20 protein-coding genes and 1 riboswitch are annotated in these 26,735 nt (G+C 49.4%); all 20 genes read right to left on the bottom strand.

Going from position 1 to position 26,735, the window contains the following annotated elements:
• Nucleotides 1-13: 13 nt before the first annotated feature.
• Nucleotides 14-1,462, bottom strand: coding sequence for a tRNA lysidine(34) synthetase TilS (gene tilS, locus DMN77_RS21805; RefSeq protein ID WP_179016295.1), 1,449 nt, complete (start codon nt 1,460-1,462; stop codon nt 14-16).
• Between the two features lie 41 nt (nt 1,463-1,503).
• Nucleotides 1,504-2,445, bottom strand: coding sequence for a serine/threonine protein kinase (locus DMN77_RS21800; protein WP_179016305.1), 942 nt, complete (start codon nt 2,443-2,445; stop codon nt 1,504-1,506).
• Nucleotides 2,429-3,175, bottom strand: coding sequence for a vWA domain-containing protein (locus DMN77_RS21795; RefSeq protein ID WP_179016294.1), 747 nt, complete (start codon nt 3,173-3,175; stop codon nt 2,429-2,431). Before DMN77_RS21795 ends, DMN77_RS21800 begins: the two co-directional genes overlap by 17 nt.
• A 235-nt stretch (nt 3,176-3,410) precedes the next feature.
• The gene (locus DMN77_RS21790; protein WP_179016293.1) at nt 3,411-7,118 is read right to left on the bottom strand and encodes a non-ribosomal peptide synthetase family protein; all 3,708 of its coding nucleotides are present in this window, start codon (nt 7,116-7,118) and stop codon (nt 3,411-3,413) included.
• A gap of 63 nt (nt 7,119-7,181) precedes the next feature.
• The gene (locus DMN77_RS21785) at nt 7,182-8,933 is read right to left on the bottom strand and encodes a methyl-accepting chemotaxis protein (RefSeq protein ID WP_068778551.1); all 1,752 of its coding nucleotides are present in this window, start codon (nt 8,931-8,933) and stop codon (nt 7,182-7,184) included.
• A 157-nt stretch (nt 8,934-9,090) separates the two neighbouring features.
• Nucleotides 9,091-9,180: riboswitch (cyclic di-GMP riboswitch) on the bottom strand.
• A 185-nt stretch (nt 9,181-9,365) separates the two neighbouring features.
• Entirely contained in the window at nt 9,366-11,867 is a 2,502-nt protein-coding gene (gene spoIIE, locus DMN77_RS21780; RefSeq protein WP_179016292.1) for a stage II sporulation protein E, read from the bottom strand.
• A 398-nt stretch (nt 11,868-12,265) separates the two neighbouring features.
• Nucleotides 12,266-12,739: a S1 domain-containing RNA-binding protein gene (locus DMN77_RS21775; protein ID WP_068778553.1), complete on the bottom strand. Its 474-nt coding sequence runs from the start codon at nt 12,737-12,739 to the stop codon at nt 12,266-12,268.
• A 114-nt stretch (nt 12,740-12,853) separates the two neighbouring features.
• On the bottom strand, nt 12,854-13,198 hold the full coding sequence (locus DMN77_RS21770) for an FtsB family cell division protein (RefSeq protein WP_068778554.1): 345 nt from the start codon (nt 13,196-13,198) through the stop codon (nt 12,854-12,856).
• A 41-nt stretch (nt 13,199-13,239) separates the two neighbouring features.
• Entirely contained in the window at nt 13,240-13,809 is a 570-nt protein-coding gene (gene yabQ / locus DMN77_RS21765) for a spore cortex biosynthesis protein YabQ (RefSeq protein ID WP_068778555.1), read from the bottom strand.
• Complete coding sequence (gene yabP, locus DMN77_RS21760; protein ID WP_068778556.1) at nt 13,806-14,087, bottom strand: sporulation protein YabP; 282 nt, start codon at nt 14,085-14,087, stop codon at nt 13,806-13,808. The genes yabQ and yabP overlap by 4 nt, the downstream gene beginning before the upstream one ends.
• 116 nt (nt 14,088-14,203) lie before the next feature.
• Nucleotides 14,204-14,479, bottom strand: a complete 276-nt coding sequence (locus DMN77_RS21755; RefSeq protein WP_068778557.1) for an RNA-binding S4 domain-containing protein — start codon at nt 14,477-14,479, stop codon at nt 14,204-14,206.
• Nucleotides 14,479-14,751, bottom strand: a complete 273-nt coding sequence (locus tag DMN77_RS21750) for an HU family DNA-binding protein (RefSeq protein WP_018753532.1) — start codon at nt 14,749-14,751, stop codon at nt 14,479-14,481. The genes DMN77_RS21755 and DMN77_RS21750 overlap by 1 nt, the downstream gene beginning before the upstream one ends.
• 181 nt (nt 14,752-14,932) lie before the next feature.
• Nucleotides 14,933-16,426 (bottom strand): bifunctional methyltransferase/pyrophosphohydrolase YabN, encoded by a 1,494-nt coding sequence (gene yabN, locus DMN77_RS21745; protein ID WP_179016291.1) that lies wholly within the window; start codon nt 16,424-16,426, stop codon nt 14,933-14,935.
• Nucleotides 16,427-16,605: 179 nt separating this feature from the next.
• The gene (locus DMN77_RS21740; protein ID WP_179016290.1) at nt 16,606-18,291 is read right to left on the bottom strand and encodes a putative polysaccharide biosynthesis protein; all 1,686 of its coding nucleotides are present in this window, start codon (nt 18,289-18,291) and stop codon (nt 16,606-16,608) included.
• Nucleotides 18,292-18,506: 215 nt separating this feature from the next.
• Complete coding sequence (gene spoVT / locus DMN77_RS21735) at nt 18,507-19,049, bottom strand: stage V sporulation protein T (RefSeq protein ID WP_068778562.1); 543 nt, start codon at nt 19,047-19,049, stop codon at nt 18,507-18,509.
• Between the two features lie 284 nt (nt 19,050-19,333).
• Nucleotides 19,334-20,452, bottom strand: coding sequence for a peptidylprolyl isomerase (locus DMN77_RS21730; protein ID WP_068778563.1), 1,119 nt, complete (start codon nt 20,450-20,452; stop codon nt 19,334-19,336).
• A complete protein-coding gene (gene mfd / locus DMN77_RS21725; protein ID WP_179016289.1) occupies nt 20,439-23,963 on the bottom strand; it encodes a transcription-repair coupling factor in 3,525 nt (1,174 codons plus the stop codon). Before mfd ends, DMN77_RS21730 begins: the two co-directional genes overlap by 14 nt.
• Before the next feature lie 193 nt (nt 23,964-24,156).
• Nucleotides 24,157-24,387, bottom strand: coding sequence for an anti-sigma-F factor Fin (gene fin, locus DMN77_RS21720; RefSeq protein ID WP_068778565.1), 231 nt, complete (start codon nt 24,385-24,387; stop codon nt 24,157-24,159).
• Nucleotides 24,388-24,489: 102 nt separating this feature from the next.
• Nucleotides 24,490-25,050, bottom strand: coding sequence for an aminoacyl-tRNA hydrolase (pth, locus tag DMN77_RS21715; protein WP_179016288.1), 561 nt, complete (start codon nt 25,048-25,050; stop codon nt 24,490-24,492).
• A 593-nt stretch (nt 25,051-25,643) separates the two neighbouring features.
• Nucleotides 25,644-26,597 carry a ribose-phosphate diphosphokinase gene (locus DMN77_RS21710; RefSeq protein WP_068778567.1) on the bottom strand — a complete coding sequence of 318 codons (954 nt, stop codon included), beginning with the start codon at nt 26,595-26,597 and terminating at the stop codon, nt 25,644-25,646.
• Nucleotides 26,598-26,735 lie beyond the last annotated feature (138 nt).

Below are 26,735 nucleotides of genomic sequence, written 5' to 3'. Positions count from 1 at the left end.
TGCAGTTCCTGCTTCAGTTAAACCTTCTCGTATCCAAAACTATTCGCAAAACGGAAGTCGTATGCTGACTTACCGTAGCAATTTCGGAACGACGGAGACCGGGAATCCATATAATTTGGCCTTCCGCGTCCGTCACCATAGGGATTTGGGAGCGAGAAGAAGGAGGTATTTTCGCGTCGATGAAAATATCCTTTACTTTTTTGCTTCCATTTAATCCTATGACCTTCATAAAGTCTCCTGGCAGCCGGGAACGCACAGTAAGCGGATAAAGGAGCTTATCCGCATCGAATACCGCTTCCTCGTCCCCCAGTTCATCCAGGGATATAGAGCCCATATTAGCTCTATACCGGGTGAAACGCAAACAATGCTCCGTATTTGGAACAGATATTTCAGCCGGAAAATGCTTTACGAGATATGTATAGGGTAAACCTGAATTTCCCGTAGGATCAAGCATAAATCGGATCGTATCATATTCACGCATACAGCGCAGTCCACCGCCAAGATCAAGACTCCATGTTGTAGTCAGATTCTGAATTGCACCCTTGCGAATCGCTTCAATCTTGGTAAAATCATTGTCTTCTGTGCCTAAAGGCAGATAATTTAATATTAGTTTAATCAACCTCCGTTGTAAAGCGGCATGTAAGGCGACAAAGGGCTCAATCTTGAAAGAAAAAATCCCGCCTTCGTCAAAGACCAGTTCCTGATATACCTGTTCCGCCTTCTGCTGTAAAAAATCATCTTCTGCACCAACCACTTCGGCCAATCGATTAAGCGATTCTGTAAGTCCGCTATTATATTGCCCCAAAAAGGGCAGCACATCCAGACGAACTGCATTTCTTGCGTACTTAGGCAATAAATTTGTGCTGTCTGTAACATATAGTATGCCTGTCTTCTCACACATCTGAATCAGGTCATTCTTGTATATACGAAGCAGCGGACGAATAAGTTCCACATTTTTTTCGCGCCGCTTCATGCGCATGCCGGCAATACCGGAAGTTCCACTGCCACGCATGATCCGCATCAGCACCGTCTCGGCCTGATCGTCGGCATGATGGGCCAGCGCTATTGCGTTAGCCTTATATTTCTCTGCTACAATATGCAGGAACTCATACCTCTTCTCGCGGGCCGCAAGCTGGGCTCCATGCCCCGATTCCTTCATATATGCTGGAATATCATAGACACCAAGCTCGAACGGGATACCAAGCTCGCTTGCCATCCTGCGTACGAATTCCGCTTCTTCATCCGACTCCGCACCGCGAAACCCATGATTTACATGGGCGCAGACTAATTGAAGTTTGAGATCAGGCTCCGCAGCCAATTGATGTAATATATGTAGAAGCGCAACTGAGTCAGGGCCTCCCGATACAGCCACGACAATACAGTCTCCCGAAGACCACAAGCTCTCCTCATAGCCGATCTGGCGCACTTGCTCAACTAGTCGGTGCATTACTCTACTGTTCATGCGCCCTCCCCCTCCAATCGTCATCTCTCTATTATAAACACCTAATTCCAGAATGTGAAAAACAAAGCGCAAAGAAGTAAAAGCAAAGATAGCGTAAAAGCCCCCATCATCCACGCTGGTGTCGGTGATTTGGCCTTACGCTGCATCACTTGCTTCTGTACCTGTTCTCTCCATAATTGGCGAGCCTCCGCCGTGCTGCGGAATTTCCCCTCTAACGCTCGCTCCAGCCATTTGCGGTAAGGCTGCAGGGACGCCTCGCCCCGTACGATCGCCAGCAAGTCGCCCTTGCTGCGAGTTTGCGGCAAGCCGGTGGCGACCTCCTTAAGCGGGGCCTCAGCCAGCAAATGAATGCATACGACCGCCAAGGAGAACAGATCATAGGAAGGCTCCGCCGTCCTTCCCCCCGCGCCCCAGTAACCGCGGTCGTACCATTCTGTGAACTGTCGCACGCTGCGGCCGTTTTCGCTGACTCCGCCATAGTCAATGAGCTCCACCTCACCATAAGGCGAGACGAGCACGTTCTCCGGCTTTAAGTCCCCGAACGTGAAGCCCAGGCCATGCAGCCCCTCCAGCTGCTGCAGCAGCGAATATCCGGCGACATTCAACCATCTGTTGCCCTGTTGTGCCAGGAACACTCGCAGCGGCTCGCCCTTCACATAACGCATAACATAGAAAGGAATCTCCTTGCCTTCCAGAGAGTAATCATCTACCTCTACCAGATATGAGAGATCCCTTTTTCCTGTTGAGCTTATCTTGCGTTTTCTCCGCTGCAGCGCCTTAAGCACGTTGATTTCCGATTGCAGGTCGATCGTGTCGAAGCCCATTTTGAGTGCATACAGTCTTGAGCTCTTCACCTGCTTCACCAAATAGACGACCCCGTTGGCGCCTTGTCCAAGCAGACGCTGAATCAAATAGCGTTCACCCTTCCAGCGGCCGGTTACAATCGTTCCTGGCGGCAGGGTCCATTTAGACGACGTAGTCACCAAGCATCGCTTCTCCTTCACCTTTCTCGTCCAAACCATTCCTAGCTCCGTGTCCATTCAGTGTACCATAACGGAAGAATTCAATCACCTTCAGGATCGCCGGACCAGTTGGAGTTGCCCCCCTCATCGTCAGGCGCTGGAAAATAGACCGGGCTGAGCCTAAATTGCTGGTCCAACCGATATCCAGGACCGCATCCTCACCGCTATGAGCGCCCGGAAAGTGGAAGACGGCCAGTTGGCTGCTGCCCTTCCTTGCCCCCAAGCTTAGCATCATATCGCGGATCGCTTCCTCAACAGCAGCCAGCTTTGGCTTCATACTGGCGCTGGCGTCGATCAGCAAGGCTACCTGCAGCGGACTGTTCTCGCTAAGCTCATCAATCACCTCCACCACCGCTGCGCGCTGTTCGGGCGGCAGAACCTCAACCGAGGATTCACCCAATATTTGCTTTAGCTCCTTGCCTACCGCCTGCTGTATCGTCTGAACGACCGTCTTCCTCGTCAGCATCTGCATCGTCTGTGCCAGTTTCTCCGTCCCCGTTAGACGGCTCATTCCTCCGCCGCTTCTAGCGATCTCCTCAATTTCGATACTGCCAAGCTCACCAATCGTCCCATAATCAACAACCCCTACTACATTGACGGTGATCCCTTCCTGACGGGCCAATGCCGCCGCCATTACCGGACTCTCTCCTACATTGGAACAACCATCTGTAATTAGCATAATTTGTTTCATAATTATAATCGCCTCCTAATCATTCCTGTAACTCTCTCTTCTCTAGCATTTCCAGGATTGATAGGATTCAAACTAGATCGGTTGAAACTAATTGAAAGGCAGGGAACTAAAGGAATATATTCTTGCAATTACCCTGCTGTACCCCTGGCTAAAATAGAAGAAGCGGCCTCCGTCAACGCGCTGACGTGCCGCTTCTGTACTATATTTAAGGCTCAAGCTATTGGAAACATAGCTTCTATGGCGCAGGGAAGTACCCAATCCGCACCGCATAATCTATCATACGCCGGAAAAATTCACGATCCGGCTCGTGGCACATAACAGGCGTACCTGCTAGAAACTCATTTGTCTGTGGGCAAGCGAAGCGGTAGATCGAGTTCTTCGCACCATCTCCCTCCAATTGAGCCATCGCCAGCTCCATACCGGTCTGGTCTTTCGGCTGATTCGGATCGAGCAGCCATGCCTCGTAATCACGCCACTCCAACAAATCCACATAATAGCCATATTCACGCAAATGTTCAACCATGTCTATATAAGCGATCTGCACGGGATTGCAGATGTGGAATAACCTTCCCGCACTCTTCTCCTGTAGTGCCAAAGCCGAGATAGAGGCACCCGCATAATTCACCGGCGTGAAGTCTACCTGCCAATGCACTCGCGGCGCCTTGCCAAGCAGGAGCATCGCCTTCAGCATCCGGTAAAAGGCGTTATTGTCTATGTTCTTCTGGAATACACCCGTAGTTGAATAGCAGGACAGGTTACCTACCCGGTATACCGAAGCAGCCACTCCTTCTTCCTCACAGGCCCGAATCACCAGCTTCTCCGCTTCGAGCTTACTATTCGTATACACATTCTCGGTGGCTACCGCGTTGTAGCCACTGCCTTCTGTGAACGACTCCCATAGGCCGAGGAAAGCCAGATCCTCCGGAATGCCCAGTGTGGACACATAATGGAAGCGCACATCCTTCCCGCGCGCCAAATCAAGCAGACGGTCCGTACTTCCAACGTTCACTTTGGTAAAATAATCAGCCGAACCGAAATGCTTCACCTCAGCTCCGCAATGGATAATGGAATCGAGATGCTGATCCAACAGCGCTGCATCCTGTGGGCTAAGGCCAAGATGGGGCTGCTCCAAATCCCCGCGAACCGCGAAAACCCGCTTCTCCATATTTCGTGTAGTTTCGGTTCCGTAATACCCCTTCATCACATCGACGAGACGCTGATAGGGTTCTTCCCCTTCTTTGGCACGCACAAGGCAATATACGACCGCCTCAGAGCTTTGCAGCAGTTGATAGAGCAGAGAGGAACCCAAATACCCGGTAGCCCCGGTCAATAGAATATGACGCTGAGGGGAGACAGAAGGTTTACTGTTCCTGCCGAACCTGCGTGGATATTCCGCTAAATCACGAATTTCCCCATTACCCGCGAAGGCATCCTCTTCCTCAGTTGAATCCATTAATTCAATCACTCGCTCAGCCATAGCATGCACTGTCGAGTACACGAAAAAATCGTTGATTTTTAATTTAGGAAACCGCGGCTTGAGCCACACCAGCGTCTCCAGAATTTTCAGAGAATGCCCGCCAATCTCAAAGAAGTTGTCATATAAGCCTACGCGACTGCGATGAAGCGACTTCTCCCAGGCGAGCGCGATTTCCTGCTCTAATTCGGTAACCGGTGCAATATAGTTAGGGTCTTCCTCGACCTGCACAGGGATATCATAGGTGCCCAGACGTTTGCGATCGATCTTGCCTGTCGGTGACAAAGGCATCGAATCCAACATCATAAATTGACCTGGAACCATGTAGGCGGGAACCTTGGTCTTCAGGAAGGAAGCAAGCTCCTGCTTACTGATCTCCTCGCCGGACTTGGAAGTATAGAAGCCTATCAGCATCTTCTCGCCGTCATCGTCCTCCCTGACGATCACAGCAACATCCTTCACCTTCTCATGCTTCGCCAGATTCTCCTCAATCTCTCCGATCTCAATCCGGTAGCCCCGAATCTTCACCTGAAGGTCCTTTCTCCCCATGTACTCGATACCGCCATCATTCAACAAGCGAACCAAGTCGCCGGATCGATAATACCTTTTACCCGAACCAGGGTTTGTCGGATCGATAATAAAAGCTTCTTCCGTCTTGTCAGGCAAATTTAGATAACCTTTAGCCAAACCGATGGAATGAATCAGCAGTTCACCCATTACATTCACCGGGCAGAGCTGGTCATTCTCATTGACGATCAGTACCTCGTAATTAGCGATAGGCTTGCCGATGCTGACCGTTGTCAGGTCTTCTGATACTTGTTCCCTGATCATATGCGTCGTCGCGGCCACCGTAACCTCTGTGGGTCCATAAGCATTTACGATAAACGGCTCATGCCCCATCTTCTTCTGCAAATTACGGACGGACTCCCCTGGAAGTGCTTCGCCACCGATAACAAAGCTGCGGATCGCTTGATACTTGACCGCCTCTTCTACCGTCAAATACGCCGATAATTGATTGAAGAACACGGTTGGCAGAATTCCTATCCGCGTCGCCCCGGTATCCTCAATCGCTGCGGTAAAGCTATCGACCGAATAACGCTGTTCATTGGACAATAAATGCAGTCTGGCACCGCAGCATATTGCACTGAATATATCGTATACGGAAGCATCAAAGCTGAAGGTAGAATATTGCAAAATGACGTCATGCTCCGAAAATTGAAGCTGCATAGCAGTAGACATCGACAGGTTTACAACCCCAGCATGGCGGATCAGGACCCCCTTTGGTCTTCCCGTTGTACCTGACGTATAGATCGTATACGCAATATCCTCCTGATCGATAGCAATCTGGCAGGCCTCCGTTGAATAAGCGGCGAATTGCCCAAGATCAAAGCATAATAGCTTCAGTTCATTCGCATTATCCGCTACAAGCGGCTGCAGCTTAGATCGATAAGCCTCCTTAGTTAGTACAATCCGGGAACCCGTATCTTCGATAATATACTGATTCCGATCATCCGGATGCTCCGGGTCCAGCGGAATATAAGTCCCACCCGCTTTGAGAGCGCCAAGCATGCTGACGACAGCTTCCATGCTGCGCTCCATGTAGATAGCCACGAATCCGCCTTTGTGCAGTCCCTGCTCCATTAGCGCATGGGCGACCTGATTGGATAACCGGTCCAGCTCAGCATAGGTCAACTTCCACTCAGCCGACGATAGGGCAATCCGGTCCGGGCAGCTCTCGACGGTCCTGTTAAGCATCGATGTTATCGTCAGTTCTACTCCCCAATTTCTCGCCGTATCATTGAGTTTCTCATAAGCCAGCACATCCTCATCGGTCATGACAGAGATATCGCCTAGAACGATCTCGGGATGAACCAATACGGCCTCAGCAATACATTGATAATGTCTGGCGAACTTGTTTATCGTACTCTCTTTGAACAGACGGCTCGGATAGTTAATCTCAGCTACCCACTTTTCCCCCTCTGTCCGCACATACCAGTTAAGACGGCTGGCCTCATAAGCGGCATTCCGCCCATAGATGGTCTTCACTACAGGAGACTGTGCAACCAGCTTCTCAATTTCTTGAATAGACAAACCTGCTTCATTGGATGAAACTAGCCGCTCCTCTATTGCAGACAGCAATTGGCTGAATGGCATCTCAGCTTCAGTATGAATCCGCAATGGAAGGATTCGACCGTCCCCTGTTTGTATTCCCACGATTTGATCCTGTTCACCGCTCATTCGATATAGGAAGACATAATAACAAGCGATCAGCCAGGTTTGAACATCCGTCCCATGGGCCATCTGTCTTTTGAGTGATGAACTAATACTCAATTCATAGCTCATGCTCTTGGACTCGCTGGCCATTGCCAAATCTGGATAGTCAGTATGGATATGAAATCCGGATAATGGCGGCTGAAGCTCTCTTAGCCAATATTCCCGGGCTTTCTGATTTATCAGTAGGGTACTCACAAATGTTCAGCTCCTATTCTCTCTCTCTATTTAGGGGTGCTCAATCAGTCTCCCCTTGCACGATTACAGCTTCAATCCCTCTACCAATTTCTCTAACTTTCCGGAGATTTGATTCAAGTGCTCGGCAGAGCTCATAATATTGTCGGAAGAAGCTCTCTGCTCCATGGCACTCTCCTTGATTCGTTCAGAGATAACCGCATTTCTCTCCGCATATTCGGCAATTTGCTTAATAGTCGCAGTAATCTGCTCTGTCTCAGCTACCATCTCCTCAGTAGCGGCAGAGACCTCCTGAATTTGACTGGTCACGGAATCTGTACCATCCAATATCGTAGCGAACAGCTCTCCTGTTTCTTGAACGATCTGGATACCGGCAGCCACATTCCGTTCTCCTTCGCTGATTGCGGTGACGGCTGTGCTTGTCTCTTTCTGGATATAGTGAACCAGATCAGCGATTTGCTCTGCTGACTTGGCGGACTCCTCGGCCAGCTTCTTCACCTGGTTAGCTACAACTGCGAAACCTCGTCCTTCCTCACCTGCTCTGGCCGCCTCAATGCTGGCATTCAACGACAATAGGTGAGTCTGTTCGGCGATTTGTGTAATTACCTGTACAATCTCCTCAATTTGCCCGGAACGTCTCTGCAATTGTTCAATCGAGACGACCGATTGCTGCACGGATTGCTGAATGGAATCCATCTGCTTAATAACCCCGCTGATATTATCCCGTCCAATCTCAGAATTGTCCTTCATCTGCATCGATGCATCCGACAATGCTGAAGTGCTGCCAGCAATCGTTCCTACGCCTGAATTGATCTCTTCCAGTGAAGTCACACTCTCGGAGATCGACTTGCTCTGCTGCGTAGCCTTCTCGGAGATTTCCTCGATATTATCGCTGATCGCCATAGAGCTCTCATGATTCGTCTCCAGCGTCTGGAACAGAATCTTCGATTGATCCGCCGACTGAATAGACACCGTCTTGATGGTCGCCACCAGTTCATTCATATTGCGAACCGTTGCATTAAACTTCTCATTCACCTGGCCCAATTCGCTCTCATCCGTCTTCAACTGTACGCTGAAATCGCCTTTGCTGAGCTTGTCCAATGCTGACATAAGATCCTTCACGGGCGCAAAAGTTTTCCGGGTCGTGAAATATTGAGACGACAAAATAACGATCAGAATGGCAATAAGTGCGAGTACCGTATATTTCAGCAAATCTGTTTGGCCCGTCATAATCAGACTGGCATCGAAATCCATGCCTATGTATGAGAATACTTCACCATTCTTGTCCTGAATTGGATAGAGTACCGTCAACCAAACGCCGTAATCGTCCTTATAAGGCTTTGTGAACGTAATTTTTTTTGTTTTTAGCATTTCTTCGACGCCCTTCACATGGTAAGCAGGCTGTCCAAGCATATCGCCCAGGAACAAGCCCTCACCCTCGAACATATCAAGGATGGCCGTCGGAAAAGCGATCATCTGAGTACTATCGTTCTCTACCTTTGCTCCAAAGATATAACCTTGAGCAACATCGGGATGCGTTGCTGACAAGTCATCAAATACTTTCGTCAGCTTCTTCTGAAGCTCAGAATTGCGATCCGTGTCTGTCATCGCCGCTTTGGCTTCTTCCGATGTGATCTTGTCCTTCCAGGCTTCCATGACCTTCTGTGAGTTGTCCTCCAACTGATTGGTTAATACGGCACCTTGAATATAAAAGCTGGCGGCGATCAGGATAACGCCGGTCATTAGAATGGAGATACTCGTTAACAACATATTTTTCGTAACAATGCTCAAACGGTTAAAAAAACCAAAAATCTTCATATTCAGTCTCCTTTTCAGTCCAGATAGTGACTTGGAATCAAACATAATTCCTTTCTTTTAAACCTGTTTTTCTTCATTCCCCCTTGAATAAGTAGATCCACCTAAAATTTGGGCAAAAAAAAAGATAACCGCATAGCAAACACTATAGGTTACCTCTTTTAGCAACTGGCTGACATATCCCCCATAAGGAGAATTAGTCCCTATAGCTTTGCGTCACTACCTTTCGATAGCTTTGCCCAAACATGTATAAAATTAGTTCAATGGACGGATCTATCTAACAAATTTCGACAACACGACATGATAATCTTACTATGATTTTCAAATCATTCCCATGATAAATAATACCAAAATTGTGTACATTGTTTGAATTTTCCCATCTTTAGATTCGCTACTTAAGACCTATTCTGCTAGAAAATGACTGCTTGTCGCATGTCAGCTTACGGTCCGCGGCCGCTCCAGCCTTGATATTCCGGGAATATGCAGGGTTGCCCATTCAGGCAACAAATGATCAATTTTAGCCACTACAACGGTCATATCATCGTGGATCGTATTTTTCTGATAGCGAATTACTGTCTCCAGCAGGCAATCGGCGATTTCCTGCGGCTCATCCGCATGGATCTCCGAGATCATCCGTTTGATCCACAATTCCTTATTTACAGCATAACCGGGAGCATCATACACTCCATCCGTCATCATAATCAAAATATCTTCAGGAAGCAGCTGCACTGTAACCAGATCAATCTCGATATCCTGAATAATCCCAATCGGCAGATTGCTAGCCGTGATCGGTATAACCTCATTTCCTCGTTTGATAAAGCTCGGTGATGAACCAATCTTAAGGAATGTCGTCTGCGCAGAGAACTCATCGATCAGAGCCATATCAACTGTAGCATATACTTCATCCGGCGAACGGAGCATCAGAATCGAGTTGACCGACTTCACCGCCAATTTCTCATCCATTCCGGATTGCAGCAGCTGCTCGAGAATCCCAAGCGCCGTGCTGCTCTCCAGTCGGGCCCGCTCTCCATTCCCCATACCGTCGCTGATGGCCACAGCATAGGTTCCGTTCCCAAGCTCCATGGCACTAAAGCTGTCTCCGGATAGCAAATCTCCGCCCTTAGCCGCCCCGGCGACGCCGGTCGTCACCTCGAAAGTCTTGGCTGAACCAAAGGTTACCGTAGCCAGTCCATCTCTACCCGTAGGCATATTCTCCCGAACCACCGTAATATGCTCGTCCACAATATCGGATAATAGCGGCGCTATAATCTTCCGGCATTCATCAAACCCACGAGTATACGCATGGACAATTTCGATTTCTACATTGCCGTGGTCCAGACTGATGATGTCGATGCTATGAATGGACAATCCCATTTTGTCGAGTGCATCCCGGATCTGCTCCTCTTGCTTATACATCGCCTGCCCTTCCCGCTGAATCTCTCTCGCCAAATCTTCCATGACCTGCGAGACTCCCGACAGCTGCTCAGCTACAAGCTGTCTGCTATCGTATATTTGCCGCTTCCAATGCATATCATTTTGATATAGGTTGTATTCCTGCTTCATCAGATCAAGCACTTGATCTGTCTTAATACACAGCTTATTCCACTTCGGCGGAAGATCACGCCTCGTCAACTCCGGATTATCTTCCACAGCTGACATCATCTCCGTCATTAATTTATAGGTTTGATAGAAGTTGCCGTCCCAGCAGGCCTTGCGGCGCAAGCAATTCGCACAGGCTCCCTCGGTAATTGCATCCATGAAATGGCCAACCTCTTCGCTTTGCTTGGACATTTCGCCGCTGCTGGCCATCTGACCGAAGCTGCGCGACAATTGTTTGAATACCTGGGAGAACTGAGCTACCCTTCCGGCTGTAATCTCCCTGACCCGCTTCGCATATTCATGCTGTGATTTGATATGATCCTGCGTGCCGGGCACATACTTGGCGATAACGCTTATAACGCCCTTTGGCGTTGCGAGGAAGAGGAGGATTGCCACACAACTCTCCCAGGTTGAAGACATCACTTCGGCTGGTCCTGTCAAATAGATCGCTAGAATGGACGATCCGAGCAGCATTCCCAGGGCAACCGCCCATTTGCGTCCCTCCCGCAGCATACCAGCCAGCATGCCGGCAAAAGCTAGCAAACTCATTTGATAGAGCGCTGTCATATTAGCCAAGCTGAGGATTAGTCCGGTAATCACACCCACCGAAGCCCCTAGCGAGGCGCCTCCGACCAGGGCAAACAACAGAATCAAATATCTCGACATGATATGTTCGATCGACAGACCGTATATTTCCCATCCGACAGCTCCGGTCATCACCGATGCCAACAGAATAACCAGACAGAGGATTTCCTCACTCTTGAGATGGCGTCCCTTCCTGCGAAGGGAGAAGACCGGAACAGACTGAATAAAGACCAGGGTTAAGACGAAGCTCAGTATAGAATCGGCAACCATCATCATCATCGAATACCAACTTAACGATGGGCCAACGACCGCCTGAAATAATCCTACGAGGAAGGTGCTGGTGAATACCGCCAAGGGAGCGTAGGATATATCCGCCCGCTCAAAACTCTCAAGTCCTCTATGAATCAAGTAGAAAATTAGTAGCTCCGCAGCAATCCATAGTCCATGCTGAACCGGAGACAAAAGCGCTCCAATGACCATCAGGCTCCCTGCTGTTATTGCAATATCACGGCGCATAAACATCATCACTGCAAAGAAGGCGGCAGCGAACGGCGACAGCTCGTCCAGAATAGTAGCTCTTCCCAGTAAGAATGCCATCACCAGAAAGAGCAAATTCCATTTATTCACCGTAAAACGCTGAGCGGCTCGCTCTAGAAACGGTACATCCATCCATGTTCTTCTGCCATTTGCCTTGGCTTGCCCTTTCAGTCTCTTCAAACCGGGAAACGTAATGACATTCCACTTCTCCATCAACTGGCACCACCTTATCCAATTTGTTAGGTATGTCCCATTATAGGTAGGGTGAACTGGAAAGTTTGTCAGATACCGGAGTAAGCAGCAAAGAAATTTCCGACAAATTGAGAGGGGTTTACGAAACACCACGAACCTAGGCCTGTCAAAGGATACATCCCCCTTATACGTGCCTATGTTCGTACCAAGCCTCGTAATTTTAGCCGACTTTAGCGCAGATGGATCTGAAACATATCGTGTTATTGCGTAATAACCTGTCGCCTAAGCGGGACAGACGACAAAAATAGAAGCTGGAAAAAAAATCTAGACATGGATTTGAGAAGAATCCTAAATCATTTTCCTATGAACAACAAAAAACCGTAGGCATATATATGCCTACGGTGGATTTCATATTTAAAAAATTACATTCGTTTAGCTCCGCGTCCTCCGCGTTTGCCTTCCGTATTCTTCTTCAACGAAGAAATTCGCTCTTCACTATCCTTCAGAAAACGCGACATCTTGTCTTCAAAGGTAGATTTGTTAGAGAAAGAACGTCCCCCTCGATCCCGATTAAATCCGCCACTTGGCCGGTCCCCGTCTCTGCCGCCGCTTGGGCGATCGCTTCTTGGTGCACGAGGCGGTCTGGTTGACTCAACCGGCTTATCAACGGCTTGCTTAATGGAAAGTCCGATCTTACCGTCCTTATCGACATTAATTACCTTCACGGTAACCATATCGCCAATCTTCAAGTGATCGTTGACGTCCTTCACGTAATTGTCGGCGATCTCCGAGATGTGAACGAGACCCGTGACACCTCCTGACAGATCCACAAATGCTCCGAAATGCGTGATGCCTGTCACTTTACCTTCTAACTTGGTGCCCACTTCTATTGCCATAAAATAAAATGATCCTCCCTTAAAAATATACAGCCAGGCCTCGAAATCATGACTGCGGTGATTTGATTATACCGAATGAGTGAAACAAGGTCAACAGACGGATGCCCTTAGATTTCAATCATTATCCGAGCCGGAATCGGATACCCGAACCGGAATCTCACCAGGTTTATACAGTCCATACTTCTTCATTGCGATCTGGCCAATATACTCAGGATCTTTCAGACGATTCAATTCATAATTTAATTGATTCAAGCTCTGTTCCGCCGCTACCTTGGAAGCTTGACGCTCCGATAGCTGCTGAGATTTCTGTCCGATCTCGCTGGATTGAGATATAAAGGTATGGCCCGACCATATTATGAATATAGCCATGAACATCATCCATAACCGTAACCGGCGGCGCGCTCCGGTTGTTCCGGATGCCTTATTCTGCGATTGTCTGTCTGTCGATACCTTATGCAACTGAGCGCCCTCCATTCTCTTAATCTTGTATTCTGCGAAATCTATTCTCTATGAAACCAGCGTCTCCATAACGACTTTATCCAATCCCGCACGGCAATCAGCCTGTCCGAAATGCGAAGTCGTCTACGAATCGGCCTAGTCGCCCACAAAAGAAGCTTCCAAAACGGCAGCAACGTAATCCGCCCCAGAAATAATAACATCACCCATATAAAACCAAGCAACAACCAAATTCCTTTGAGTAACAATCTGATCGGTGCAATAAGCACAACCCGGACAATTCCGACTAATATCCTATAAAACCGTTTTATTACTATAATTAACATTACCACAAAACGTTCAGTTATAACACTAAGAAACAAAAAATGAATCCAAACGCCTATAAAAAGCCCTAGAAACACGTAAAATCTGATCTCTCCCTGATTTGTATGATACATCGTCCGGAATACAAATAAAGCTGAAGCGAACCAATATAACAGATCAAGGGCATGGATACTCCAGCGCGGGAAGCGGAATTGGATGGATACGACCCGGTAACCGTCGAAGACCATTCCCATAATTCCTCCGCATGCCAGCATCCAGAGAAGGGTTATCCACTGTGTATGCAGATTCATCGGAACAATTTACCAAGGAAGCCCTTGTTTGATGAATGGGAGCCCGGCTCCAAATAAGACAGGGAATTTACCAGGCCCTCGATACTGACAAGCCCCTGTTCTAGATTCAAGTTCTTGATATGTAAATTCTGTCCGCGGATCGTCAAATGCCCTAGCTCGGTCTGCAGCAGAAACTCCTCGCTATCGAAGCTCTCCACATTCTGCACCCCTGATATTTCGAGCAGTTTTCTTTGAAATAAATGCAACTCCTGACGCTTCCCTTTTCCTTGTTCGACCATGGCATGTACCCCTCCTTCTTACAGATAGCTTATGGAGCGGATGCTTGGTTTAGAACCAGAGAGAAAATAAAAAGCGGTGCCCTGTGGCACCGCTGAATAAGCAGTAATCTAATTTGTTACTCGAACAAATCATGCTTTGCGATCGGTTCTTCCTTCACCAAGGTATACAGCGTAGCAGCTTCTTCTTTGCGAGTCGTCTCAGCTAAGCGTTCAACTCTTACAGTGACCAGCTTCTGGCCGAATTGCACCGTAATCTCGTCGCCCACCTTCACCGGACTGCTTGGCTTCGATTCACGGCCGTTAATCAGAACTCTTCCTTGGTCGGAGACGTCCTTGGCAACCGTGCGCCGCTTAATCAAGCGCGACACCTTAAGGAATTTGTCGAGACGCATTATTTTACAGCTTCTTTAAGTTTGTTGCCAGCTTTGAATGCAGGTACATTGGATGCAGGAATTTCGATCGTCTTGCCAGTTTGCGGGTTGCGGCCAGTACGACCGGAACGCTTGCGAGTTTCGAAAGTTCCGAAACCAATCAATTGTACTTTGTCTCCACCAGCGAGAGCCTCAGTGATTTCACCAAGAAATCCGTTCAATACGGATTCAACGTCTTTTTTAGTTAAGCCACTCTTGCTGGAAATGTTGTTGATCAGATCTGTTTTGTTCATTAATAATGCCTCCCAATAGATAAAGAAATAAATGATATTGCTGTAATTGGAGCGAGAGCCCCTCCTACCGCAAGGATATCTTTGTATGAGTATTCTTGCTTGAAATGAAAAATCCTGCCCGGAACTTAGAATTTTTTTGTTTATTTCGCAAAATTAACCGCATTTTAGGCAATTTCCCTAATTATCTCCGTTCATTCTCCTTTGATTGCTCCCATAAATGGTCCATTTCGACAAGGGAGCTGGTACCTGGAGTTTTCCCGGCTTCGTGCAGCCGCTGCTCTACATAGCTGAAGCGACGTACAAATTTGGAGTTTGTCTGCGATAAGGCTTCCTCCGGATCAACACCGATGAATCTTGCGGCATTCACGACCGAGAATAGAACATCTCCCAGTTCAAGCGTCTGTTCTGACAAGTCCTTCGTCTTCACAGCCTCGCGAAGCTCAAGGACCTCTTCCTCCAGCTTGGCCCATACCGCATCGATATGCTCCCAATCGAAGCCAACCTTCGCTGCTTTCTTCTGGAGCTTATACGCCTTCATCAGTGCTGGCAAATCGCGCGGTACACCGCTTAGCGCTGATAATCGCTCAGGCTCGATTCCTTTGCGGCGCTTCTCCTCCGCCTTCATCGCATCCCAGTTCCGAAGCGCAGCCTCGGCGTCATCGGCACTCAGTTCTCCGAATACATGCGGATGGCGGTAGATCAGCTTCTCATTCAGCTCCTGGATTACATCGAATACGGAGAAGGTTCCTACCTCTTCCTCCATCTGCGAGTGCAGCATAATTTGCAGCAGCAAATCACCCAGTTCTTCACGCATATGGTCCGGATCATCCTCATCGATCGTCTCCAGCACTTCATAGGTTTCTTCGATCAGATTTTTGCGGATCGACTGGTGCGTCTGCTCACGGTCCCAAGGGCAGCCGCCAGGACTGCGCAGAATCGACACAATCTCGTGCAGACGATCCAGGGTGCGAATGCGCAAGGCATCATCCATACTTGCAGGAACGTATACCAGCGACAAATTGCCAAAGCCGGAGACGCGATCGAGCTCATATAAGGGCACAGTCACGATCTGCTCGCTTCCCTCTACACCGAGGGCATGTCCTACGGTTATCTCATAATTGTCCGGGTAGATATCCATCAGACTCAGCTTGACATCGGAAGCTGTGAATTCATCGTATACTTGACCGATCAATGTATGCAGACGCGGGTTAAATGTTCCGGCGGATATATCCGAAGCGTCCAGCAGCTGGAAACCTTCGATCGGGTCAAAGCCCAGCCTTGCGAATGCCACATCCAGGAAGCTCTCGCCACCGATGATATTCAACGGAATCCGCTCAGCAGGACAGCGCTCCCGCAGCAGCTTGACCGTCGCTTCCGCGACCATCGGATGACCCGGAACAGCATAGATGATCTCTTGCTCCTCCGGCAGTCGATTAGCCCGCTCGATCAGTCGTTCTACAATTTCTGCGTATACAGAAGGGAAATCCTCCTTCGCCTCATACACAGCATCAAATGAAGTGAACCCGACTCCCGTCTCCTCCAGCCAGCCCACTACAGGATGCTCCTTCGTACGCACATATCTCTGCTGTGCTTCCTTGAGCTTCCTAAGACTGCCCAGAGTTAAATGCTCCGGATTGCCGGATCCAAGCCCCATCACCGTTATGCTTCCGCTCATGTATGAGTCACACTCCTGTTCCAATCGTGTTTAGGACGGCTTGCCGGCCGCCTGCTTCAGCTAGTATCCTGCACTGCTGTCCATAAAATATGCCCAAATGGCATGATAATACTATACCACTAGTTCTGTCCAATTACGAAATTGCAAACACCACTGATATAGAGGACAACCGCCTGGTGTTACTCTCGGCGTATCAGCCTCAGCCGGATGAATAGCCTCAACAGCCTGGGACCGATCCGCGGCAGGGCGGCTACCTCCGCCGCGGTCAAGAGCCGTGTTCGCAGGACGGCGACGGCGAACACGGCTGCGCCGAGCAGCACGCCCAGCAGGCTGACCAGGGCCGCGATCAGGCGGCTCTGCGGCAGCGGGGCGGCGGCCAGGAGCAGCAAGAGCACGGCGGCAGCCAGCGCCAGAACGGCGGCGGCCGGCCGCAGCAGCGCTGCTTGCGCATGGGGGCGCAGCCCCGTACGTCGGAGCAGCAGCGCGAGGTTGAGCGCCGCAGCGACAGCGTAGACGACGATACCGGCGATGGCAGCGCCGGTAATGCCCAGCTGCGGCACAAGAGCCGCGTTCAGCGCCGTCTTGAGCGCGGCGGCCAGCAGCAGGTTAAGCGCGGGAGCACGAACGAAGCCAAGCCCCTGCAGCAAGGCTGCTGTTACCGTAACCAGCGCGCTTGGCGCTGCCGTCCAGGCGATCCAGGCCATTGTGCCGCTGCCTGTCCCATCCTGATAGAGCATCACATTGATCGGCTCGGCGAGAAGAGCAAGCCCCGCCGAGGATACGAGCCCGATTAGCCAGAACCAGCGCAGCGCCAGCGTTAGCTGCCGCCGGATGCCTGCAGCGTCCCCGCGGACGTTCATCTCCGCCAATACAGGGATGAACAACACCGATAATGAAGAGGCTAGCATCGTCACCAATTGAACAAGAGGAATCCCGCGATTGTACACGCCAACAGCCGACATAATAGCCAGCTCATCCCCATGAGCAGACAGCAGGCGCGGCAATGTGAAGGTGTCCACCAGGCTGATTAACGGTACCGCCAAGGATGCAAGACAGATTGGAATCGCATAGCGGAGCAGGGACGAGAGCAAGGCGCTCCCCCGTTCCCCCGAATCCGGGGTAACAGGTGCCACTCCCTTGCCAGCATGCCCCTTAATACGATTAGTCCCCGCTTTGGCCAGGTCTATGTGCCCGATTTCTGCTCCAAGCTTCCTCTGGTAGCTAATCCAATACATCAGCATCACTATCAGGCCAGCTGCCCCGCCGAATGCCGAGCCAGATAGAGCCCCGCCAGCAATAACCGACTCCTTCGCCCCGGCACTGCTTAAATACAACAGGAATACAATCATAACCGCAACTCTCACAGCTTGTTCCGTCACTTGGGATACCGCGGTTGGAATCATATTTTGCAATCCCTGAAAATAACCGCGAAGCGAGGCGCTCAGCGGTATGAAGAGCAATGCCGGAGCAGCGCTGCGCAGTGCCGGGACCAACTGGCTGCTGCCAATAAGCTGTGCCAACTGCGGAGCGCCAAAGTACATTAATGCGCTGCTGGCTAATCCCAGGACGATCATCAGAATTGTAGCGAGCCGCAGTACCGCCTGTTTGCCGCGTTCGTCTCCTTCCGCATGGCGCTCAGCCACAAATTTCGAGACCGCTGTTGGAAATCCAGCTGTCGCCAGCGTTAACAGAATCGTATAGAACGGATAGACGGTATTATAAATGCCGAATACTCCGTCTCCTCCGATATTTTGCAGTGGAATTTTCTGCAGGGTCCCCAGCAGCTTCGTCATAATCGCCGCCAGGCTAAGTACCGCCGCTCCCTTTAACAGTTGGGACGAGACGTTGTTATTGCCTGATTTCATAATGAACCTACTTTACGTAAAATAATAAACTTTCGCTATTCAGAATATGTCCATTATAAAACGAAACCGACTGCCGCGACCACTTTTGCTATTCACTCCCCAGGTGTTTACCAGATGGGCATATTCAAAAGCAGCCACTAAGACATAAAAAATACACTCCGAGATATGGCGGCTGCAAGCCGTCTTATACATTGGAGTGTACGTGTAAAAATGCTTTATTGTTCCATCTGTTTGCCGAGGAATCCAGCTGCAGTCTCTGCCATCTTCGTCTCTAATTCAGACATGTTCACCGATTCATCCTTGTTCATCAAAATCACAGTACCGATGGGATCGCCGCTTGAGATAATTGGCGCAATCACGTAGGAAGAGATCTGCTCCGGATGATCCTTATTGATCTCATAAGTTCCTGATGTTGTTTCTAGAATCGTCTTGCGCCCCTCCATACTGCTCTCCAGTAAGGAACTGATCTGCTTGTCCAGGTACTCCTTCTTGGAAGCGCCTGCTACAGCGATCATCGTATCCCGGTCCGAGATAAGCGTAATATGCCCAGTGCTCTCATAGAGCGACTCCGCATACTCCTTGGCAAAATCCCCCAATTCACCAATTGGTGAATATTTCTTCAAGATCACTTCACCATCGCGGTCCACAAAAATTTCAAGTGGATCCCCTTCGCGAATCCGTAAAGTGCGGCGAATCTCCTTAGGGATAACCACCCGTCCTAAATCATCAATGCGACGTACAATTCCAGTAGCTTTCATATCACATGTTGCCCCGCTTTCTTAAGAAGTTTTGAACTACTACTGTTTGGATATCTGTTTAATCTTCGGATGTATTTGTACAGAATTAGAGGGATTGTCGGCTCCTTGTGATTCTGACCATAGTATTCATCCCTTCCCAAATCCTTATGCATCGTATTTTACCTAATCGACAAGTACTTGCTAATGGCAACAAGAGACAAGAAAGCAGCGTAAAATAAATTCACGCCGCTAAGTAATGTCTCCCTAAGGAAACAGATCATCCCTTGATCCAAGATGGATCAAGATTATTTGCTGCTATTCCCGTTATCAGCACCGGAGGTATTGCTACCATCCGATTTCTCCGAGTTGCTGGAATTACCGGAATTACCAGATTTATCAGCATCCCCATTGGTTCCGGTATTGCCTGAACCTGAGTTAGCACCCTTATCTGTGTTTTCCGCTTTCTTCTCTACCTTAGGTAAAGTAATTTTCTTGATAATTTTCTTCTCCAGATCACCGGACATAAACTCGTCCAATTTTTGCGAGCCAACAGACATCTTCAGCGTATCCTTTTCAGTATCCGTCAAATCTGCGAATGTCTTCTCAGTTCTGGCCTCTACACGGATAATATGGTATCCGTAATCGGTCTCCACTGGATCGCTGATTTTGTTCAGAGGAAGTGTCATTGCCGCTTCTTTAAACTGCGGTACCCATTGGTTCACAGGTGCGTCTGCATACAAACCGCCGTTATCAATGTTCTGCTGTCCATCATTTGAATATTGCTTAACCAACGCAGCAAAATCCTCACCCTTGTCCAACTTAGCCTTAACTTCTTTGGCTAATTTCAGAGCATCCTCCTTACTGCGTTCCTTACCTTCCGAATCTTTAAATCCAATCAGAATGTGACGAACGGAAGCGGTAACGTAATCTTCCTTCGTTGCTTCGAATTCCTTCTTCATATCATCTTCGGTAATGCCTGTTAACTGAGTCTCCATTACCGTATAAATACGGGTCATGTAGTTCTGAAATTCTTTTTCTGTAATTTTCTGTGCGTCCAGCATTTGCTTCACATTATCAGCGCCATTAGCGTCCTTCATGGCCTTGTATTGAGCTTCAGCCTTCTTCTTACCTTCGTCCTTCATCTTGTCGTCGGCTTTGCTCTCCCAATATTTATAGGCGATCGCCTGTTTGACCAAGTATTCCCGGAAGTCATCCATTTCCGTAAACTGTGCCATTTGCGGCTGCAAGGCAAGAACCATGCGCTGTTCAAGATCGAATTCCTTTTGTGTAATCTCTCCACCGTCGTACGTAGCTACGACATTGTTGTCCGTTTTTTTGCCGCATCCAGCCATTACGGATACAGCCAGCACGACCACGAGGGTAGTCAGCAGCGTCTTCCAAGAACGCCCTTTACTTCGAAACATCTTGTAGTTCCCCTTTCGTCTTGAACGAGTCCTTTAGGGCTCCCAGGAATTGCTCCAATAGGCCCATCAATTCTTGGTCGTCCATTCCTTTGGTTTTGATCCGGATTACCATACCAGACCCTTGGTTAAATTGTACACGTCTTCCGAACAGATTTCCAACCTCCGCGAGTTTCGCCGGAATCAGATCCTTCTCTCTGCCTGCATAGAACTTCATAGTCACCTCGTCACCGCGAAGCGCGATCGATTCAATGCCATACTTTTTGCCATACAGCTTAACCCTGGCAACGGACAGCAGATTCGTTACTGCCTCTGGCAAATCGCCGAAGCGATCAAGCAGCTCGTCCTCTAAATCGGCGACATCTTCGAATGAAGCCGCGGATGCGGTTTTTTTGTAAATCTCAATCTTCTGCATACTATCATAAATGTAATCCGGCGGTAAATAGGCGTCGATGCCAAGATCGATCGTCGTGCTCCAGGATGATTCCATCGGATCAGGCTCGCCAAGCATAGATACCTTCCGTTTCTGGATTTCCTCCGCCAACATTTGCGAATACAGGTCGAATCCAACCGAAGCGATGAAGCCGTGCTGCTCCGCTCCGAGCAGGTTGCCTGCGCCACGGATTGCCAAGTCCCGCATAGCAATTTTAAACCCTGAACCGAGTTCAGTAAACTCCTTAATCGATTGCAGACGTTTCTCCGCAACCTCCGTCAAGGATTTGTCCCGCTGATAAGTGAAATAAGCATAAGCGATCCGGTTGGAACGTCCGACTCGACCTCGCAGCTGATACAGCTGGGACAGGCCCATCTTATCAGCGTCGTGTACAATCAGGGTATTCACGTTCGGAATATCGACCCCGGTCTCAATAATACTCGTACTCACCAACACATCAAATTCCCCGTCCAGGAAGTCGAGGATCGTCTTCTCCAGCTCCTGCTCGGACATTTGCCCATGTCCCACAGCTACTCTAGCCTCTGGAACAAGCATGGAGATCTGTGCAGCCATCTCTTGAATCCCTTGAACTCGGTTATACAAGTAATAAATCTGCCCACCGCGTGCAATCTCCCGTTCCACCGCTTCGCGGACGAGAGAAGGGCTGTATTCTACGACATATGTCTGTACAGGGAACCGGTTCTCCGGCGGCGTCTCAATGACGGACAGGTCGCGAACGCCCAGCATCGACATATGCAGGGTGCGCGGAATAGGTGTCGCCGTTAGCGTCAGCACGTCCACATTGGTCTTCAGCTTTTTTAGCTTCTCTTTATGAGTTACACCAAAGCGCTGCTCTTCATCGACGATGAGCAGGCCCAAATCCTTGAAGATCAAGTCTTGGGACAGCAAACGATGCGTACCAATCACGATATCGACAGTCCCTTGCCGTACTCCCTTGATCGTCTCATTCTGCTCCTTCCGACTACGGAAGCGGCTCAGCGACTGGATGTTGATTGGATAACCCGCGAATCGCTCGCGGAATGTCTCATAGTGCTGCTGCGCAAGGATAGTAGTAGGCACCAAGACAGCGACCTGCTTGCCTTCGATCGCTGATTTAAAGGCAGCGCGGATAGCCACCTCGGTCTTGCCATAACCGACGTCTCCGCAGAGCAATCGGTCCATGGGACGCGAGATTTCCATATCTTTCTTGATTTCCCCAATCGCGCGAAGCTGGTCCGGCGTCTCATCGTAAGGGAACATCGCTTCAAATTCCTGCTGCTCCGGCGAATCCTTCTCAAAGGCATATCCTGGTGAAGCCTGACGTTCCGCATACAGCTTAATCAGGTCATCAGCTATATCCTGTACAGAAGAGCGGACTTTATTTTTGACTCGGTTCCATTCATTGCCCCCAAGCTTATAAACCTTCGGTTCCTTGTCCTCTGAACCAACGTATTTCTGGATCAGATCGATCTGTTCGATCGGTACGGACAGCTTGTCACCGCCGGCATACAAAATATGAATGTAGTCCTTATGGATACCGCCAACCTCCAGCGTACCAATGCCTACATACTTCCCGATCCCATGATTCTGGTGAACGACATAATCGCCTACCTTCAGCTCGGTATAACTCTTGATTCGCTGGGCATTATCCATACTTTTTCCGAATTTACGGGCTTTGCGCTGCTTCTTGGAGAACATCTCCCCTTCTGTAATCACAACCAGGTGAACGGACGGGAATTCGAAGCCGGTTTGTAGGTTACCCTTCAACAGCATCGGTTCATCAATGCCATAGTCAAGCAGCACCCTGCGCATTCTGTCCATGCGTTCTTCGTTGCTGGCCAGCATCATGATGTTGGCCCCGCTCTTCTTCCAGCGCTCCATCTCTGACTTAAGCACATTCATTTGTCCGTGGAAGTCCTGCATCGAGCGGGCTACAAAATTGATGATGTTCTGCGGTTGTGTGTGCGGAACCTGCCTTAAGAATAGCGACAACAGCAGCGTCTGGAACGGACGATGATAGAGCACATGCTCCGCCTCCACCGCTAACGGCAGCTCAGGCAGACTCTTCCCATTCTGCAGCAGATGCAAGTTCCACTCCGCCTCATCGCGCTCCAGCTGCTTGGCTGTCTCTAACAGACGTGCGGGTTCTTCCAACACAAGCAACGTATCCTTGGGCAAATAATTGTACAATGTGTGATGCTCCGGATAGAGCAAAGAGACATACTTATAGATCTCCGGAAAATATACATGCTCACGCAGCATTTCAATTTCCCGGGAAACTTCCTCTTTCAGCTTAATCTTTGCCTGACGGTCGGTCATCTTCTCAAGCTGACGCTCCAGTTGCTCTGTTGCCGCCTGAGCCGCCTTTGTCATTCGATCGCCGGAAGCAATTAACTCTTTGCTCGGCGTAATCGTTACCTGCTTAATCTTGTCAACAGAGCGTTGGTCAGCAGGATCAAAGGTACGAATTGAATCGACTTCATCATCGAACAATTCCACACGATAAGCCAATTCGGAGGTCAGTGGATAAAAATCCAAAATACCGCCCCGTACGCTCATCTCCCCACGGGATTCTACGCGCTCGACCCGCTCATACCCAAGCTCCACCATCTGGGTCAAGAACGAATCCAGTTCAACGGTCCCTCCTACCTCAATCGACAGGCTGGCGCTTGTCATCACCTCTGATGTGGGGATGTAGCGGCGCACGCCAGAATAAGGCACCACCACAATGCCGCGAAACTGTTGCGAGCATTGCAGCAGCACCTCTATCCGCTGGGCCAGCGTCTCCGGGCTGGAAATGGCCGACTCTGCAGCTACCAATTCATTAGCCGGATACAGCATGACCTCTTCAGATGATAGCGCTTCCTGTAAATCTTCATATATCTTCTGGGCTGAGAACATGTTATGGGTAACCACTAGCATCGGGCGGTTAACCTTCTTGTGCAGCGATGCCAGCATAACCTGTCTGGCTGAGCCGGACAAACCGGAAATAAGCTGCTCTCTCATTCCCGATTCTATCCCGGCTACCATTGAAGCAAAGTCAGAATCTTGCGAAAAAGCCTGTATGAGTGCTTTTAACAAATGAGGCACCTCTCTTATTGCTTAATTGATACTATTCTTAATAAAATTCGCATGACGAAAAGTCACGATTTCGTGAACATTGAGCTACCCTGGCGATTCGGGGTCCGTATTCGAACCAAAAAGGAGCCTCAGCACGCTTGCCAAGGCTCTAATATCCGTCTTTTCAAAGTGAATCCTTCATCCTCGCTGCCGATCATTGCAGCGGATTCGAGAGCAAGGTCAGCTCCGGATTGTTCTCCAGTGCCTCCCTGCAATAATCGCAGGTCACCCGAACCGTAGTATCACCGTTCGAATCATACGCTATTATATCTCTCCGCTCATCGGGGGTCAAGGAATGGAAACCTAGCTGCGACTCGGATATATAGGGTGCCTCTATTCTACCAATAAACGTTCGGCAATGCCGACATATATAGTTTATTGCCATCTATATGCCTCCTGAAGAATCATTATGTCTTCAGTATGCCCTGAAACGCCGTAGCTTAGCCCTATGCATTACCTGTTTGGGCCAACTATATGAAGTCCGAAACTATGGATTAAACCTGGCCATCGTCTGCTCAAAAGTGTGATCCATGCTGTATTCCAGCGCATCACAAGCCGCATCAATCGACTGTTGAAGCAGCGGCTGATCCTTCTTGGCAAACTTGGACAAGACATAATCTACTACTGCATACCCCGGCTCCGGCCGGGAAATCCCCATGCGAATCCGGTTGAACGTCTGCGTCCCCGTATGCTGGATGATCGACTTAATCCCGTTGTGCCCGCCGGCACTCCCTTGATAGCGCAGGCGATTACGCCCCAGCTCCGTATCCAGATCGTCATACACAACGATCATGTCTTCCAGAGCCACTTTATAATAATCCATAAAAGCCCGAACCGCCTCACCGGATAAATTCATATATGTCATCGGCTTGATCAGCGCGACCTTGCCACCCGGCAAGAACCCTTCACCAACTAAGGCCTTGCACTTGCTCTGCTTAATCTCAATATTGTGCCTGCGCGCCAACTCATCCAATGCCATAAACCCGATATTATGACGGGTCTTCTCATATTGACTCCCCGGATTCCCGAGGCCGACAATCCACTTCATCTTCGTTAATCCTCCATTTATCCTCTTCTCTGGTATCCCGGCGCATCCCGCAGGGATGTGGCTCCTCGTCCTTTCCCACCAATTTCGATGGATAACTGACTTCTCGCCCTTACCTAGCGTATCCCGGAGGGACAGCGGACTTTCTTCGCCCCACTGAACCTCTCTCAGTTCACACAATAATCCCTGCTCTAACCTCAGCGCGTTCCGAAGGAACAGCGAACTCCTTCGTTGAAAAAGCAGCAGTCAAAGAGCACCACAGACCACTCTACGCTCCCTCACAACCGCCAATAATAGAGCGTACCCCGCAGGGTGAAAAGCGGCCCAACCTCACCGTCACCCAGACAAGCCGGAAAGCAGCAGAGATCTCCCCGGCATGTTTTTCAGGTAACCCAGGTGCTCCCAAAGTAAGACGTACCCGGAGGGGGAAAAGCGTTCCATACAACAAAAGCCCCTAGCGCCTCCCCCTGGAAGGGGGACAGTCGCAGGAGCACCTCTTTACCTCCAACGTTATCCATATGCAGGAGTCCAGAGGGCTGCAAGCCCTTTGGAGCCCTCCCTTATGGTAAGGGAGGGTTTGGGAGGGTTGAGTCAAATCACTCTATTTCAAACAACTTACTAATCGACAATTCCTCATGTACACGAATAATAGCTTCGCCCATGAGAGGGGCTACAGACAGAACCTTCAACTTGCTAGTCGGGTTAGGATGCGTAATTGGAATCGTATCCGTAACGATTACTTCTTTGAGCGGAGAATTCTCAAGCCGCTCCATCGCAGGCCCGGACAGCACAGGGTGTGTGCAGCAGGCATAAACTTCCTCTACGCCGCCTTCCTTTAGCGCGTTGGCCCCAAGCACGATGGTGCCTGCGGTATCAATGATATCGTCGACGAGAATAGCGGTCTTGCCTTCAATATTCCCGATGATGTTCATAACTTCACTTACGTTAGGTTCCGGACGACGCTTGTCGATAATCGCCAGCGGGGCATTCAGGAAGTCGGCCAGCTTGCGGGCACGAACTACACCACCGTGGTCAGGAGATACGACAACCGGGTTCTGAATATTTTTTGAACGGAAATATTGAGCCAGAATTGGGACACCCAGCATATGATCCACTGGTATATCGAAGAAGCCTTGAATCTGCATGGCATGCAGGTCCATCGTAATGACGCGGTGGGCACCTGCTTTCTCAATCAGATTAGCTACCAGCTTGGCCGTAATTGGATCGCGCGAACGCGCCTTGCGGTCCTGGCGCGCATATCCGTAATACGGAATAACTACATTAATGCTCTTAGCTGAAGCACGTTTCAAAGCATCCACCATAACGAGCAGCTCCATCAGATTGTCATTAACAGGAGCACAAGTAGACTGCACAATATATACATGGCAGCCGCGTACGCTCTCCGACAATTTGACTTGAATTTCACCGTCACTGAAGCTAGTCGTCTCCGATTCCCCCATCGGGATTCCAATATAATCGGCAATTTGATGCGCTAATTTCGGATTGGAGTTACAAGTGAATATCTTCAGTTTAGAATCACAATAAGTCATAAAATTTAATACCCTCCGTGCTGTGTAGATAGATTAGAGATGTCTCAAACTATCCCCGTCATTAATATGATCACTGCATCCTGAAAAACCTGAAACTTCGATTCATACTACTTCTTCCATGGCCTAGGCATCTTGCTG

The sequence above is a fragment of the Paenibacillus sp. 79R4 genome, from assembly GCF_013393165.1.
Lineage (GTDB): Bacteria > Bacillota > Bacilli > Paenibacillales > Paenibacillaceae > Fontibacillus.
This window is presented reverse-complemented; position numbering and strand designations above follow the sequence as displayed.

Excerpts from the sequence above, each read along its gene's own strand:
- DMN77_RS21775 (WP_068778553.1), bottom strand. The coding sequence starts at position 12,739 with ATGGCAATAGAAGTGGGCACCAAGTTAGAAGGTAAAGTGACAGGCATC.
- tilS (WP_179016295.1), bottom strand. The coding sequence starts at position 1,462 with ATGAACAGTAGAGTAATGCACCGACTAGTTGAGCAAGTGCGCCAGATC.
- DMN77_RS21730 (WP_068778563.1), bottom strand. The coding sequence starts at position 20,452 with ATGTTTCGAAGTAAAGGGCGTTCTTGGAAGACGCTGCTGACTACCCTC.
- pth (WP_179016288.1), bottom strand. The coding sequence starts at position 25,050 with ATGAAGTGGATTGTCGGCCTCGGGAATCCGGGGAGTCAATATGAGAAG.
- fin (WP_068778565.1), bottom strand. The coding sequence starts at position 24,387 with ATGGCAATAAACTATATATGTCGGCATTGCCGAACGTTTATTGGTAGA.
- yabN (WP_179016291.1), bottom strand. The coding sequence starts at position 16,426 with ATGAGCGGAAGCATAACGGTGATGGGGCTTGGATCCGGCAATCCGGAG.
- DMN77_RS21740 (WP_179016290.1), bottom strand. The coding sequence starts at position 18,291 with ATGAAATCAGGCAATAACAACGTCTCGTCCCAACTGTTAAAGGGAGCG.
- yabP (WP_068778556.1), bottom strand. The coding sequence starts at position 14,087 with ATGGTCGAACAAGGAAAAGGGAAGCGTCAGGAGTTGCATTTATTTCAA.
- DMN77_RS21750 (WP_018753532.1), bottom strand. The coding sequence starts at position 14,751 with ATGAACAAAACAGATCTGATCAACAACATTTCCAGCAAGAGTGGCTTA.
- yabQ (WP_068778555.1), bottom strand. The coding sequence starts at position 13,809 with ATGAATCTGCATACACAGTGGATAACCCTTCTCTGGATGCTGGCATGC.
- DMN77_RS21710 (WP_068778567.1), bottom strand. The coding sequence starts at position 26,597 with ATGACTTATTGTGATTCTAAACTGAAGATATTCACTTGTAACTCCAAT.
- spoVT (WP_068778562.1), bottom strand. The coding sequence starts at position 19,049 with ATGAAAGCTACTGGAATTGTACGTCGCATTGATGATTTAGGACGGGTG.
- DMN77_RS21785 (WP_068778551.1), bottom strand. The coding sequence starts at position 8,933 with ATGAAGATTTTTGGTTTTTTTAACCGTTTGAGCATTGTTACGAAAAAT.
- DMN77_RS21755 (WP_068778557.1), bottom strand. The coding sequence starts at position 14,479 with ATGCGTCTCGACAAATTCCTTAAGGTGTCGCGCTTGATTAAGCGGCGC.
- DMN77_RS21795 (WP_179016294.1), bottom strand. The coding sequence starts at position 3,175 with ATGAAACAAATTATGCTAATTACAGATGGTTGTTCCAATGTAGGAGAG.